Below are 15,039 nucleotides of genomic sequence, written 5' to 3'. Positions count from 1 at the left end.
TTTTTTTGAGGGTAACCCTGATATTGTTCTTCGCTTTTTTATAATTCATCGCAATATACTTCATTTCATCGAAGGTTAGGTTGGTTTTGACGTTATTACTGATAGCCTAAAAGATGTCTTTGTAGTGAGTAAAAGATGAGAAGTTGGCCGCTTTATCAATCACTGCTTTAGTAACTTCACGCTTGTGTTCATATCTCGTGAAGTCGGAAGTCGCCACCTTCAAGATAACGCATGCGCACAGCCAATGGGTTGGTCACCATTCAAGTTCAAATTACCTCATGATACAAGTAACCCTTTATGTAGTAACCGGGATCGTGCCAGCTGTCATTATTATAGACCGTGATCCCGCCAATCGCGTTAGCGAGATCGACCATGTGACTAAAATGCAGGCGTTCTAGCGCTCTTTTCCTGAGGTTGGCCGTTGATTGCGAAATGTTGGATCACTGACCTGTCCTCAACCATCGATTTTATACATCACACTTACAGGTTTATTTCTTTGCTTTAAATTTTCTTACAAACAATTATCCTTTATATATCTCCAGATTAATTCCCCTCTTTCTTTTCCAACTGAAAACATCGTTTGGTTGAACATGAAGTTGGATTCAGTGATTTCTTTCATTTTTGCGGCACTGAGTGGAGATCGAAGTATAGTAAAATCTTCAAGCTTCATATTATACTCTTCATCAGGTTTTCCTTCGTATTCTTCCTTATTAACAATTCCAGTCCCAATCCCCATGGCGACAATGCCTTTTCCACTTTTATAAAGAAAGACTTTATCATTTTTTTGAATGCGTTTAATTTTAGTTTTCCATTGAGAATAATACGCTGCAGCCTTGCCTTGATTAATCATATCCTCGTGTGCCTCGGGATTCCTTTTATAATTCGTATTAAGTATATAGTTAGACGCTTCTTGTTCAATGACATCCTGATAAGGTGAATAAGTGTTAAATTCAATCAATTGTTCACCCGCGTCCGTAACGTAAACGCGATAAACAATGGAATCAATATTAAGTCCTGTATCCTTCCAATAATTAATCGCATTCCGTGTTCTTATATCTGTTCCATCTGTTACAATTAAAAAGTGCTGATCACTATTAAATTGTTTTTCACTTAGTGCCTTATCTAAATTAAAGTATTCTTGATGTTCTTCAAAAAGGGACTTAGCATTTTGGTTAAATTTATGAAATAACCTATCTAACTCTTTATAGCTTTTTTGACCGTAGATTTGTCCATACCTTAAAACTTGTAGCAGGTTGCCAGAATTAGAGGCCCATCTTTTCAACTCAAAAATATACAATTTACCCTCATGATCTAATGCCATAATATCCGGCTCTTCCTGGAATCTTCGTTCAGAAAAAATCGGCATCAAGTTTTCTTCATCGAATACCCGATCCATATTTTTTTCCAGCAATTCTTCTAGATCTTTTTCCTTCCAACCTATCTTTTTCAAGTTTGACCTTTTTAACATCCTTAAATTTTGTTTATCATGATCATCTAAGTAATAAAGCATGTTATTCCCCCTTTGGAATTTAAATCCTTAACCCGTTATTAAATCATTCTAAAATTAAATGTATCCCCTTACATATCATCTTAGAAAAAAATTCCCGCAAGCGCAATTACGAGGTTTTAATCATTTATTTCCCAACCTTCATTTGCTCTTTGTCATCCTATGTACTTTCTGAACCTCAGCATCACTAACCTTTCTTTCATCGACGCCGATTATTAATAGAAATTTATTTGAATGAACCCCAATTTCCCCGTATTTGTAATAAGACAAATTCTCCCTCCCATATATATTTGGGTACAAAGGAGGATATCAATGTCCGACATCAGGATTAAGGCATCTCAGATAAAAGAAATATTTTTTCCATCCAGCTTTCCAGGAAATAAAGCAAAATTAAAGCGCTTTTATGAGTATTATAAGCACCTTGAGGGTTACCCAGTAATTGAGAAGATTCGAGGAAATACTTACCGCCTCATCACCTACTACGAGAATTATTTGTTTTACAAAGCCAACTATCCAAATACATTTTTTGAATGCCAACTAAAATCATTTAATAACGACATTGAGCGATATCTAGAAGTGTTAAAACAATTATTTGACGGAAAGGCTACATCAAGCTTCGCAGATAGGTATGACATTATACAGCGATTAACTTTAAGGGGATTAACGGCCAATGACATTTCAAAACGTATTAATGTACCTCGACCTAATATTAATCAACATATATATAGCAATGATAAATACAAACATTACCGTGAAAGAGCGTTGGTTATGAGGGTAAAAACGACAATGGATGCCGTTGTTAGCTACCTAAAGAAAGTGAACCACATTAAGGAAACAGCTGAAACCTATTTACTTGATATAGTGCTCAATGGTAATCATTATATAGGCTTTTCAGGGAGTAAATGGAGGACGATTGTCAAGCCGATCCTGATCGGGATTTCAGAGCGTTTTAAGCTTTTAAACTCTGAAAAACAATGCCAGATCATAAAAGAAATATGCCGGGATGGTTGGACGGTTCTTATAGATGAATTTAATACTCGGTGCGATGCATATTTAGACGGAGATAACCCTTTTCCTCCTGATGATGACCAACCAAGTATGCCATTGCATTAATCTAATTAAAATGTTCCTAGAAATTTGTTTTTCCTTACACAACGACATATAGAAATTGTACCTTGCAACCAGAAGATAAATTCTGATTGGCCTTAAAATACGAATAATCCCTCATATGCGTTTTTAACCGGCGCTGAGGGATTATTCCCGAAATGCTGCCTAGCCCCTCTTGTTGGGGTTCGGTCTATTGTGACCGGCGATGTTCCCGCATCGACGGTCTTTAATATTATACGTTTGTTTAATTGTTTTCATGTATATTATATCATGAATTATGAATTTGTACACATTTTAGGATATTAGTAACTATTGACTTAACATTATTGCCAATTTAGGGGGGCTTTGTTAGTAAAAAGAACCTTCACGCTGGCGCTCATTCCCATGACAGGCTATTTAATTAACCAACCACCCACGTATACCACCCTGAACGGTGTCTAGAATAATATTAAATCCGAAAAACAACGCCGTCGTAAGGGGACTTAGAATTGTTTCTTAGAAAATGGATCTTAAGAGGTTTGCCAGTGATATATATGATGTTCATCTGGTTCCAATCAAGCCACGCTATCCCTCAACAACTATTAGACATTCATTTATTCGCATTTAATATTAGCCTAGCTCAGACCGCCATGGCGAGCACTAATGGGGCAGCTGATCCAAATATGGACATCAACTTTGGTTTGGTTCTGGAGGCTGCTCATCTCATGGAATTCGCGATACTCTATGCATTATTAATCATTGCTAGCTCTACATTGGGACCCTTAACTTTCAGAAAGGAATTCGTCGCCATAATGATTGCTATCTTATATGCCTTTATGGATGAAATCCACCAAAGCTTTGTCCCCGGTCGGTCGATATCCTCTGTGAATTTAATTAAAGATTACATCGGCATATTTGTTGCGTGGCTCTTGATTCGCCAAAAATTCACTCATAGAAAAAATCAAAATCGAAATCGAAAAATGGGTAAGAATCTCAGTTAGATAACCCGAAGATATTAACCTCACCGCACAAGTAGATAAGATAGCGCTTTATTCTGGATTCTTATTAAAATTGAACTCCGTCAGTCTCTTTTCAATATTGCCGATAAGATCTTGAGCTTTCAAGTCCTTAACATTCTGTCCCAAACGGTAAGCATCTTTAAGAATTGCTAAAAGCTGTTGCTTATCCAGGTCTTTTAATTCTGCCATAATAAGCACCTCCTGAGGTGTATGTTTATTGACGCCAGCAAATATCCTCTGTTTAAATAACGCTCAATCTTTGTTACCCAGTCGTCTTTCCCTTTGGTTAATGGCATAGCTTATGGCTTGCTTGATATCTTCTAATTTTTCTTCTGAGGCATCTTGCTTAATATATCGAACGGTCTTTTTGACTGATTTCGGTAAATGATCCAAATCCACTGTAATCACCCTGAACTGTTTAAGACTTTTTCATGTTGAAACGTTAATTCGAACAACGGTACAAAAAAAGGGAAAGTCCCGTTGACTTCCCCTAACCCTCCATTTTCACGGCCCTAAAGACTTCAAGAACTATACTTCTTAATCATCTTATGAACCTTTTGGACCTCTTGATTGGGCACCTGAAGATAATAAATTCCGTTAATACGAGTTCCTTGTCCAGATACTTCGTAAGTCTTCATATTTTTCCGGGCGCTGCGATAATCCGTAGCCAGATGGCGCATATCCTCAAACTGCATATTGGTAGTCATGTTCTTGCCAAGGACATCCATAACATCGTCAATTTTGTTCACCACATTTAGATGAGCGCCTTGATTAATGATGCCTTTAATAACCTGTCTTTGACGTTCATTCCGACCAAAGTCACCGTCGGGATCCTGCTTTCTCATGCGGGCATAAGCTAATGCCTGATCGCCATTCAAGTCAAGCTCACCCGTGCCGAATTGATGGCCATTTTGAGTAAAGGCAAGGTCATTTGTCACTGTTATGCCGCCGACAGCATCAACTAATTGATCTAGCCCTTCCATGTTCATTTTGACATAATAATCTAAGCTGATGTCGAGAAAGTTCTCCACTGTATCCACGGACATCTCACTGCCACCGAAGGCATAAGCGTGGTTAATCTTATCCTGTTCGCCACCATGCGGACCTTCGCCCACGAGTTCTGTCCGCGTATCGCGAGGAATGCTCACCATTTGCATGCGATTATCATCCGGATCCAAAGTCATTACAATCATCGTATCCGAACGGCCCGTATCATTCTTCCGTTCATCAACACCTAATAATAAGATATTAATAGGATCCTTCTTGTCTACCTTTTTCTTCGTGAGCTTATTATCAATCCCTGAGACCGGCTCATGCAACTGTTCATCTACCGTGCTCTTCACATCACTATAGATCGAATAAGCATAGGCTCCCCCTCCACCGACGAGGAGAAAAACAACTAATAAAACTAACCAGAGCCATTTTTTCTTTTTGGGCTTATGTTTTTCTTGTCTTGTAACCATTGGTACACCTCCCTAACCAACCAACTTGCATTAAAATGAATCTACGCTTTAACTAAATTTTCGTAACCACGAGGATTTTTCTGCTGCCACCGCCAGGCATCTTCACACATCTCTTCAATGCCTCTTTCCGCAGACCATCCCCATTCAGCCTTTGATTTCATCATTCACTATTACTCAACTGTTCCTCAATCATCCCATGCACTTTCTCCACCTCAGCATCACTCACAGACAAGTAATAGGTTCCGTCTATCATCTTCCCATTGCCTTTAACTTCATACGTCTTGATATTGTTCTTCGCCTTTTTATCATTCATCGCAATATATTTCATGTCGTCAAAGGTTAGGTTAGTTTTGACATTATTACTGATAGCTGACAGGATGTCTTTGTAGTGAGTGAAGGATGAGAAACTGGCGGCCTTTTTAATCACGGCTTGAATGACTTCGCGCTGGTGTTCATTTCGCGTGAAGTCGCCGCCTTCGAGATAGCGCATGCGGACATAACCGATAGCTTGGTCACCATTAAGGTTCAAATCACCTTCGTGATAAAAGTAGCCCTTCTTATAATAGCCAGGATCGTGCCAGCTGTCGTCATTATATAGCGTAATCCCACCAACCGCATCGACGAGGTCGACTAACCCTTCCATATTCATCTTAATATAATAGTCAAGATTAATATTTAAAAAGTTCTCAACTGTGTCCATCGACATTTTGGTTCCGCCAAAGGCATAAGCATGGTTGATCTTATCAACGGTTCCATGGCCAACAATCTTCGTCCTTGTATCTCGGGGGATACTGACCATCTGCATGGTTTCCTTCTTTGGATTCAGTGTCATCACCATCAAGGCATCTGAGCGACCCTTGTCGTTCTTCCGTTCATCGACGCCCATTAATAAAATCGAGATCGTGTTCGCCTCTTGATCCTTGTTATTCTCTTGTAAAGATTTCTTTGGTTGCTTTTCCTCAGATTGATCGACCGGCTCATGCATTTTCTGCGCCGTGTCTTTCACAGAACTATAGACGTTATACGCATAGACGCTCGTCCCTATCACCAGAACCCCTATTATACTACCTAATATAATCCAAAATTTCTTCATTTAAAAAATTCCCCTCTGTAAAAAACCCTATTCCGCAAATCCATCCGGATGATCCTTATGCCACTGCCAAGCATGTTCAATAATCGTCTCCAACTCTGCATATTTCGGCTGCCAACCCAGTTCAGTCTTGGCCTTTTCTGATGAAGCCACCAACACCGCTGGATCACCCGCACGCCGTTCTGCAACCTCCGCAGGAATCGCGTGACCCGTTACCTTACGACACGTATCAATCACTTCTTTGACGGAAAAACCAGAGCCGTTCCCGAGATTATAGATACCACTTTCACCCGTCTCAGCGATTTTCTTCAGCGCTAAATAATGCGCCTGAGCGAGATCCATAACATGAACATAATCGCGGATGCAGGTACCGTCCTTTGTTGCATAGTCATCGCCAAACATATAAATCTGATCACGCTGGCCCAATGCCACCTGCAACACCAAAGGGATCAAATGCGTTTCCGGATCGTGATCTTCCCCAATTCGGCCGTCTGGATCGTCACCCGCAGCGTTAAAATACCGCAACGCAGCAAAGTTCAATCCGTAAGCCTGATCCGCCCAGTGCAGCATCTTCTCAATCGCCAATTTCGTCTCACCATACGGATTCGTCGGTTCCGTTACCTCAGTCTCCGGAATCGGCACCTGTGACGGCTCGCCATACGTCGCAGCCGTTGATGAGAACACAATGTTCTTCACATCATGCTCTATCATTTTCTCCAATAATGCATGCGTCCCGACAACATTATTCCGATAATACTCAAGTGGCTGCTTCACACTCTCACCAACCACCGAACTCGCGGCAAAATGAATCACCGAATCAATGGTCTGCTCAGAAAAAATCTGATCCAGAACCTCACCGTCAGAAATATCCCCTTCATAGACCTTAACATCCTGCAATGCCTCGCGATGCCCCTTGGTCATGTTATCCAAGACGACAACGTTTTCGCCTTTCTGATGTAAATAGAGAACCGTGTGCGAGCCGATATAGCCCGCACCGCCTGTGACTAGTATCATAAAATCGCTCCTTACACAAAAATGGTCCGGGGAACCCCGGGGTTGATCAACCAACATTCTTTTATCTTCGTCAAAAAACATGGATTATTGAGATCCTCTTTATTGTAGTACTTCAACGGTTCGTCATTGTTTGTCTGTTCAACAGTACAAGCAGAAATTTTAACAATTGCCTAACGGTTAACACATACTTACCGTCCTTAGTGAAATTCATTCGTTCCGACCAATAGATAACACTTTAGGTTTTTACAATTCGCCTACTATTCGCCTTAATGTAATGCTTGGTTTCTTTGGGAACCGATCAGACATCACCTAGTTGTACTTTTGTGAAGTTACCATTAGCAATTCATCTTTAACAATCGTCCAAACTTCTTTGCGCTAAAAATGGGCGTGTCGAATATCAAATTATTCTAAGTTCTTTTATCATTCTAATCCCAAAAAACAATTAAATCCAATTGAAAGTCGATTCTAGCCCCATATATATCTATTCAAAATACTTATTTTTTCTTCTTTAGTAAAATCAGGTTCATAAAATATACTCCACCAAAAGAGTAATTTTAAATCTTTGGGTAATTCTTCCTCAATTTTTTTTACAAAATCGATACAACCTTGCAGAGAATCAGTTAAAAAATCCATATCAACGTTCATGAAGGGCTGCAAATTTGATATTTGATTTGTTGGATTGATAAAGGCCGAGGTATGTATAAAACGATCACGTACATCCACAATTTTAATGTACTTTTCATAAAGTTCATTATATCTTTCATCACCAGTAATATTTTCACAAACTTTATTTATTAATCCTTTTAGAATCTCTTTATCATTTATTTTCTGGGGATTTCTTTTCATAATCTTTTTCAACTTTTGTGAGTTTCCATAACTATCTGTCTTCCTAGCATTATAGAACACATAATATAAATACGATTCAACAAAGGTAACACCAGATATTATTAGCCATCTAGCAGACGAACTTATACTGAGTTCAAGCTCTCGTATGGCTTTTTTATCATCACTCTTATCATCAATTAGCCTGTGAAAATTGTTCTTTTTATGGATAAGGTCATTCCATAGGTTAATTAGATCCGAATAATTTATAAACTCTGGATATGTTGGTGTTAGGCCATCCTTAGGATTTATATCTATCCAAATGTGTTCTTTTAGAGCTATTCCTTTAGCCTGAGCCATGTAACTGTCGATATACATAATAGGTTTAAACTCTGGTACTAAGTAAAGCGTTTTTCCCTTATTCAAATAATCATTTATATAGGATCTGAAGAAACTTATAATTTCATTTACATTACTTTTCCATTTAAAATTGTTTGAATCCAAAATGACCTTAACATCATTGATTTTAGGCTCAAAATTAATTTCTTCTAAGTTATCATCATCAAACCTATTAATTAAAAATTTAATTTCAGAGTACCAATGGGGATGTGGATGATTATATATGAATATACCGTGATTAAAAATATCACAGAGTAACCCACATAAAAAATATTTATAGGCTTCCCGAGATTTTCGACCAAATTTGCTCATAGTATCCCGCTTTAGCATATCCGATATTTCATTAAATATTTCTTCACTCATTTAATCCCCCCTAAAAAGGTATAACAATGCCCCAGGAATCAACCTGGGGCATACCTTATTTTAACTTAAATTAATTCGCAACAACTTCCTTAGCATTTTCAAGATACCATTGATAAATATTTTTTAGTCCTTCATCTAATGAAGTTTGAGCTTCCCAACCTAATTGATTTAATTTGGTAACATCAACAAGCTTTCTTGGTGTACCATCTGGTTTTGAGGTATCAAATTGAATATCTCCGGTATATCCAACAACTTCTTTAATCTTTTCAGCTAATTCACTAATAGGGATATCCTTACCAACACCAATATTCACAATTTCATTACCTTCGTAATTATCCATTAAATATATACTAGCATCTGCTAAATCATCGGAATATAAGAATTCTCGTTTTGGACTACCTGTACCCCAGACAGTAACGGATGAATCGTTGTTGATCTTAGCCTCATGGAACTTTCTAACCAACGCAGGTAGCACGTGTGACGTTTTCAAATCAAAGTTATCATTTGGTCCATATAGATTTGTTGGCATAACAGAAATGAAATTCGTACCATACTGTCGATTATATGATTCACACATTTTTATACCAGCGATTTTCGCTATTGCATAGGGTTCGTTGGTTGATTCAAGTTCTCCAGTAAGAAGGTGCTCTTCTTTCATTGGCTGCGGGGCAAACTTTGGATATATGCATGTGCTACCTAGAAATAATAGTTTCTTCACATCATATTGATGTGCCGCATCAATGACATTTGTTTGAATCAATATATTATCTCGTATAAAATTTGCTGGATACTCGTTATTAGCCACAATTCCTCCGACTTTTGCTGCCGCTAAAAACACATAATCTATATTTTCCTCTGAGAAGAATTGATCCACTGCTTGCTTATCAAGTAAATCAAGTTCACTGCTTTTCCGATAGACTAGATTTGTATACCCTTTTGACTCCAAAGTCCTCAGAATAGCAGATCCTACTAGTCCGCGGTGACCCGCTACATAAATTTTGGATTGCTTGTCCATATTTTTACCTCCTACACATATATTATTTATTACTAAGACGACTCAAATCACTATCAACCATCATTTTGACCAAATCATCAAAACTAACTTCAAGTTCCCAATTTAATTCGCTCTTCGCCTTTGAACAATCACCAAGGAGAATATCAACCTCAGCAGGACGATAAAATTTTGGATCAACAACGACGTAATCTTTATAATTCAGATCTACATGTGAAAAAGCAATTTCCAATAGTTCTCGTACTGAATGAGTCTCCCCAGTGGAAATAACATAATCATCCGGTTCTTCTTGCTGAAGCATTAACCACATGGCCTTGACATAGTCACCAGCATAACCCCAATCACGTTTGGCATCAAGATTTCCCATCCTTAATTCATCCTGTTGACCAAGTTTAATTCTGGCAACTGCATCTGATACTTTTCTAGTTACAAATTCTAGACCTCTTCTAGGGGACTCATGGTTGAATAAAATACCTGAACAGGTAAACATATTAAAGCTTTCTCTATAGTTGACTGTAAGCCAATGGCCGTACACCTTTGATACTCCATATGGACTTCTTGGATAAAACGGTGTTGTCTCTTTTTGTGGCATTTCAACGACTTTTCCAAACATCTCGCTACTTGAAGCCTGATAGTACTTTGCGTCGGGTTTTATAAGACGTACAGCTTCAAGCATGTTATTGACACCTAAAGCTGTTATTTGAGATGTAGCAGAAGGCATTGGCCAAGAATCTGCAACATAGGATTGTGCTGCTAAATTATAAACTTCATCTGGCTGAGCTTGTTTTATTGCTTCAATTAATGATGACAAATCGGTAAGGTCACCTGGAATCCATTCAATTTGATCTTTAATATGGTCTACATTTTCATAATTGGGTGTACTAGTTCTCCTGCGTAACCCATATACCTTATAATCCTTTTCTAATAATAACTCAGATAAATATGAGCCATCCTGGCCAGTCACACCTGTTATTAATGCACTTTTCATTACGTAAAAACCACCTTGTATAAAGTAAAACACCACATTAGAGATAGAAACTATAACTAAACTATCATACTTGTTGATTTATTTAAGCAGTGTTTTTTGATTTCTTCCCAATTCATTATTACTCTTTTAACATCTTCTTCAACCAACTCGCTACCAGCCTGAACTTCGATAAACTCTAAATCAGTAGTACCATAAATAGCATGTTTCGTCCCCGGTGGAATTTCAACAATATCTCCTGGTTTTACTGTTCGAAGCGCATCATTAATTGCAAGTTGCCCTTCACCTTTTAGAATGGTCCAAGTTTCTTTTCTACGATAATGAATTTGATAACTGGAGCTTTTAGCTTTATTTATACAAATCCGTTTGGTTAATACTTCATCACCTTTATCATACTTTGTATAATCTAATACCTTATACCAGCCCCAACGTCTTTCTTCATACATTGGCCTAGTTGCTTCGTTTTGCTTAAGCATCTCTTTAATTCTTGTACTAGCTGATTTATCAGTTACTAAAATCCCATCAGGGCTAGCAGCCACAAGAGCATTGGAAACACCCAGAACATTAACCGGAATATCCAATTCATTAACAAGATGTGTGTGTTCACTATCCTTACTTATTTGGCCTTTACCAATAACTGTACTACTCATCTCTTCCGTTAAAGTGTTCCATGTACCAAGATCCTTCCAATCTCCTTCATAAGGCAAAGCCACGATGTTACTTGTTCGCTCAACAACTTCATAATCAAAGCTATTTTCGGGTATGAGAGAATATTGACCTAATAATTCTTCGTATTGAATTGGGAGATTATTATCTTTTAATAAATCAATAATAAATCCAAGTTTAAAACCAAAGACACCGCAATTCCATAAAGCCTGCTGTTCAATCAAGTGAACAGCTTCGCTTTCATTCGGCTTTTCTTTAAAATGGCTAACCTTTATATACCCATCTCTCACCTCAGCAGGAACCATATAACCATACTTTGCAGAAGGATAAGTCGGCTTCACTCCAACCAAAGCTAAATCAGCATCACCATAGTCTAATGTTTTTTCAATATCTTTGACTCTAGAGAAAAAATGGTTTTCCACATAAGGATCTACCGGTAAAACAGACACAGTTTCATCTAGGGAGACACCTTCAATTGAATACAAATAGGACGCCGCTAAAGCAATAGCCGGAAAGGTATCTCTTCTCTCCGGCTCAACTATTAACGGAATATTATCACCAAGTTGACTTTTAATCATATCAACTTGGCTTTTACTCGTAGCAATAACTGTATCCTTGTGTAAATTCACTTCGGACAATTGATCCCAAACTCTTTGAACCATGGACTGTTGCACATTATCTACATTCTTTAACACCCGTAAAAATTGCTTCGAGCGGGCATCGTTAGACAAGGGCCAAAGCCGTTTACCTGATCCCCCTGATAATAATACCAATTTCACTATATCACGTCTCCAAAACAGATTTTAATGTATCCCGATACTTGTTAATAGAAACTTCCTTACGTAAATGCTGTTCAAGATACTTTCTACCGTTTTCCCCTAAAGCTATACGTTCAACTTCACTTAAATCTAAAAATCGATCAATTTCCTTCTTTATCCCATCATAATTTTGTGGTTCAACAACTACTCCGCAATTACTTTCATTAATTAAATTGGAGGCCTCACTACCATCTTCTAACACACCGAGAATGGGTTTACCAGCTGCCATTACACCATAGATTTTACTTGGTACTGAAACACCTTTTATCCCTTTTTGATTAACTACAAGATGTATATCTGCAACGTTTAAAGAATATTTAATAAAATCTTTTGGCTGATATGGAAGGAATAATACATTTCTAATATTATTTTTTGCAACAAATTCCTTTATATGGGATTTCATAGCCCCTTCTCCTATAAAGAGGAAAACAAGATTTTCGTTATCTTTATAATCCGTCGTGATTTTTATTATATTTTCTAAATCATAAAACAAACCTATATTTCCGGAATACATAATAACCGTTTTATTTCTAAGATTATAAGTTTCAACAAATTCCTTAATTTGTTGTTCCTCTTTATCTAAAGGAATAATATTTTTATCATCTGTCCAATTATTTATAACCGTATGATCCGGAACGTTGCAATTTTTAAATCTTCCTTTCAATGTTTCAGCCATATCATTTCCAACAACTATAACCTGATCAGATAACTTACAATTCATTTTATCGATCGACTTGGCGAGTTTAACTAAAAAACCACTACTATAACTTATTGCGGCCGCCTGCTCTGGATTAAAATCTTGAATATTGTAGATATGCTTACTTCTTTTAAAAAACTTGCCCAATGTTCCAATTAAACCGCCTAAAACTGGCGGCTGAGAAATAGTATAAATCGCATTTAGTTTTTTAACCTTTAATAAGGCTATTAAAGCAAGAAAAAAGTAGGCCAAAATATACTTTAGCCTACTTAACTTTGAATTCTTATTTACCTCAGGCAAACGAATACGTATGACATCCATATTTTCTAATTTATCTTTTTCAAATAAAGGTTTGCTACTTACATTTTCTCCTGCGTAATTAGGTTGTGCTGCAATCACAGTTATTTCAAAATCATTTTGCAGTTCCGTACATAAATCGGTCATTAGTTGTCCTGTTGATGCTAAGTCAGGATAAAAGTAGTTTATTATAAAGGTAATATGTTTTTGCAAATTAATCCCTCCTAAACTTTTAATCATCATTTAAAATTCTAATTAATGATTTTAAATATTGCTCTTCAGTATAATAGCCCTCATAAACCTCTCTACTTTTTACTCCCAACTTTTTTCTATGATCATCGTTATTATAAAGATATTCAATCGCCCTCATAATATCTTCTATTTCTGTGTTAATAATAATTCCACATTCATTTATTAATTCAGGGATAACTCCTCGATTTGTTGAAATAATTGGCAAACCTGCAGCCATACCCTCAATTATTGAAATCGGCTGTCCTTCAACTTTATATTTCGTTGGTAATACCATTATATCTGACTCTAAAAAAAACGCTTTTTTTTCTTCTCCTTTTTTTATTCCATGATAAATAATTCTGTCTTGAAGTTTTTTATTTTTAAGGGATTGATAAATTTCATCAAACTCTTCCTGATTTTGTATCGCACCTACTAAATGAAGATTTAAGTCAAAGCCGTCTTCAATTAGGTTACAGGTAGCCTTAATTAGATTTATATACCCCTTACTATTCATCAAATTACTTAAATATAATAAGTTACATCCTTTATCATCTGAATATTTCCTTTTCAAAAAGTCATCTTTAGTAATAAAGTCACTTGAAACTCCATTAGATACATATTCAATCTTGGATACAAGACCCTTATAATTATGTTCTAATTTCTTTCCTAAAGCTATACCTTTGTCCACTTTAGAAATTGAATTTTCAATATAATTTTTGAACGGATTTTTAATATGATCAAGCACGGTTCCCAAGCTGTTGCCATGTAAATGTGTAATAACCTTATGTTTTCCTATAATTTTAAGAATATTAATTATGACACAGTCTCTAATTAAACCAAGTTTAGTTTGAGAGATGGAGAGGTATGCAGTTGAATATCTTTTTTTGATGGACCATAATAAAATATAAATTATACAACATAAATCCAACAAAATTTTATTAATAGATAATTTTCCTGGTTTAGTTATATTTTTTTTACTCGTATTTACTCTATTTACTTCAAATTTTTCGTGAAGTTCATCTGAGTTATAAATACTTTCAAAAGCAATACTTTCACCATGGATTGGCGGGGGAAATGGCCCAATCATTAATAGTTCCTTTTTGCTTTTAGCATTAAACATTAATTTCACCAAATTTCATTACGAAATTTCAATTCCTATTCCAAGTTAGACATTTCTTAAACTTTGTTTAATTTTCGTAGAAGATATATTTTTTGTTCTCTCTAAATAAGTCACCTCACAATATCTAGTTAAAAAGTTAAACTCACCCTCCCAATCATCACCTATTACGAATACATCAATATCATAATCTTTTACATCATTAATCTTTTGTCCCCAAGTTTCCTCTGGAATAACCTCGTCCACATATTTAATAGATTCCAAAACTAGTTGTCTTTCTTTATATCCAAAAAACGCACTTTTATGTTTTTCATCATTAAATTGGTCTGTTGATAGACCTACTATTAAATAATCACCTAAGAGCTTTGCCCTTCTCAGTAAATTTATATGTCCATAGTGTAATAAATCGAATGTACCGTAAGTTATTATCTTCCTCAAAAAAACACTCCCATA

The 15,039-nt window shown here is 36.5% G+C and carries 17 protein-coding genes; 2 read left to right on the top strand and 15 right to left on the bottom strand.

Features of this window, described 5'->3' with window-relative positions:
* Positions 1 to 511: 511 nt before the first annotated feature.
* Together B9Y89_RS07875 and B9Y89_RS19345 are read right to left on the bottom strand one after the other, a co-directional pair.
* A complete protein-coding gene (locus B9Y89_RS07875) occupies positions 512 to 1,510 on the bottom strand; it encodes a PDDEXK family nuclease (protein ID WP_085522680.1) in 999 nt (332 codons plus the stop codon).
* A 138-nt stretch (positions 1,511 to 1,648) separates the two neighbouring features.
* Positions 1,649 to 1,777, bottom strand: a complete 129-nt coding sequence (locus tag B9Y89_RS19345; RefSeq protein WP_254901213.1) for a hypothetical protein — start codon at positions 1,775 to 1,777, stop codon at positions 1,649 to 1,651.
* A 42-nt stretch (positions 1,778 to 1,819) separates the two neighbouring features.
* Here B9Y89_RS19345 and B9Y89_RS07870 point away from each other — a divergent pair, with 42 nt between their 5' ends.
* Positions 1,820 to 2,620, top strand: a complete 801-nt coding sequence (locus tag B9Y89_RS07870) for a winged helix-turn-helix domain-containing protein (protein ID WP_085522679.1) — start codon at positions 1,820 to 1,822, stop codon at positions 2,618 to 2,620.
* Positions 2,621 to 3,147: 527 nt separating this feature from the next.
* Positions 3,148 to 3,594: a VanZ family protein gene (locus B9Y89_RS07865; RefSeq protein ID WP_254901220.1), complete on the top strand. Its 447-nt coding sequence runs from the start codon at positions 3,148 to 3,150 to the stop codon at positions 3,592 to 3,594.
* Between the two features lie 48 nt (positions 3,595 to 3,642).
* On the opposite strand, the gene B9Y89_RS19010 is transcribed toward B9Y89_RS07865, so the two are convergent.
* The 13 genes from B9Y89_RS19010 to tagD all read right to left on the bottom strand — a co-directional run bounded on the left by B9Y89_RS19010 (position 3,643) and on the right by tagD (position 15,024).
* On the bottom strand, positions 3,643 to 3,801 hold the full coding sequence (locus B9Y89_RS19010; RefSeq protein ID WP_176222152.1) for a hypothetical protein: 159 nt from the start codon (positions 3,799 to 3,801) through the stop codon (positions 3,643 to 3,645).
* Positions 3,802 to 3,864: 63 nt separating this feature from the next.
* Positions 3,865 to 4,011, bottom strand: coding sequence for a hypothetical protein (locus B9Y89_RS19005; protein WP_176222151.1), 147 nt, complete (start codon positions 4,009 to 4,011; stop codon positions 3,865 to 3,867).
* Between the two features lie 122 nt (positions 4,012 to 4,133).
* A complete protein-coding gene (locus B9Y89_RS07860; RefSeq protein WP_085522677.1) occupies positions 4,134 to 5,075 on the bottom strand; it encodes an LCP family glycopolymer transferase in 942 nt (313 codons plus the stop codon).
* A gap of 41 nt (positions 5,076 to 5,116) precedes the next feature.
* The gene (locus tag B9Y89_RS19340) at positions 5,117 to 5,239 is read right to left on the bottom strand and encodes a hypothetical protein (RefSeq protein WP_369596725.1); all 123 of its coding nucleotides are present in this window, start codon (positions 5,237 to 5,239) and stop codon (positions 5,117 to 5,119) included.
* Positions 5,236 to 6,168, bottom strand: coding sequence for an LCP family glycopolymer transferase (locus tag B9Y89_RS07850; protein WP_085522676.1), 933 nt, complete (start codon positions 6,166 to 6,168; stop codon positions 5,236 to 5,238). The genes B9Y89_RS19340 and B9Y89_RS07850 overlap by 4 nt, the downstream gene beginning before the upstream one ends.
* Positions 6,169 to 6,195: 27 nt before the next feature.
* Positions 6,196 to 7,179, bottom strand: coding sequence for a UDP-glucose 4-epimerase GalE (gene galE / locus B9Y89_RS07845; RefSeq protein ID WP_085522800.1), 984 nt, complete (start codon positions 7,177 to 7,179; stop codon positions 6,196 to 6,198).
* Positions 7,180 to 7,644: 465 nt separating this feature from the next.
* Entirely contained in the window at positions 7,645 to 8,763 is a 1,119-nt protein-coding gene (locus B9Y89_RS07840) for a hypothetical protein (protein WP_085522675.1), read from the bottom strand.
* 70 nt (positions 8,764 to 8,833) lie between these two features.
* The gene (fcl, locus tag B9Y89_RS07835; RefSeq protein WP_085522674.1) at positions 8,834 to 9,778 is read right to left on the bottom strand and encodes a GDP-L-fucose synthase; all 945 of its coding nucleotides are present in this window, start codon (positions 9,776 to 9,778) and stop codon (positions 8,834 to 8,836) included.
* A 22-nt stretch (positions 9,779 to 9,800) separates the two neighbouring features.
* Entirely contained in the window at positions 9,801 to 10,763 is a 963-nt protein-coding gene (gmd, locus tag B9Y89_RS07830) for a GDP-mannose 4,6-dehydratase (protein WP_085522673.1), read from the bottom strand.
* A gap of 56 nt (positions 10,764 to 10,819) precedes the next feature.
* Entirely contained in the window at positions 10,820 to 12,205 is a 1,386-nt protein-coding gene (locus tag B9Y89_RS07825; protein WP_085522672.1) for a sugar phosphate nucleotidyltransferase, read from the bottom strand.
* A gap of 4 nt (positions 12,206 to 12,209) precedes the next feature.
* Positions 12,210 to 13,451 carry a glycosyltransferase family 4 protein gene (locus B9Y89_RS07820; protein ID WP_085522671.1) on the bottom strand — a complete coding sequence of 414 codons (1,242 nt, stop codon included), beginning with the start codon at positions 13,449 to 13,451 and terminating at the stop codon, positions 12,210 to 12,212.
* Positions 13,452 to 13,470: 19 nt separating this feature from the next.
* A complete protein-coding gene (locus B9Y89_RS07815) occupies positions 13,471 to 14,589 on the bottom strand; it encodes a glycosyltransferase family 4 protein (RefSeq protein WP_085522670.1) in 1,119 nt (372 codons plus the stop codon).
* Positions 14,590 to 14,634: 45 nt separating this feature from the next.
* Positions 14,635 to 15,024 carry a glycerol-3-phosphate cytidylyltransferase gene (tagD, locus tag B9Y89_RS07810; protein WP_085522669.1) on the bottom strand — a complete coding sequence of 130 codons (390 nt, stop codon included), beginning with the start codon at positions 15,022 to 15,024 and terminating at the stop codon, positions 14,635 to 14,637.
* Positions 15,025 to 15,039 lie beyond the last annotated feature (15 nt).

Origin of the sequence: Tuberibacillus sp. Marseille-P3662, assembly GCF_900178005.1 — a bacterium.
GTDB lineage: Bacteria > Bacillota > Bacilli > Bacillales > Sporolactobacillaceae > Marseille-P3662.
This window is presented reverse-complemented; position numbering and strand designations above follow the sequence as displayed.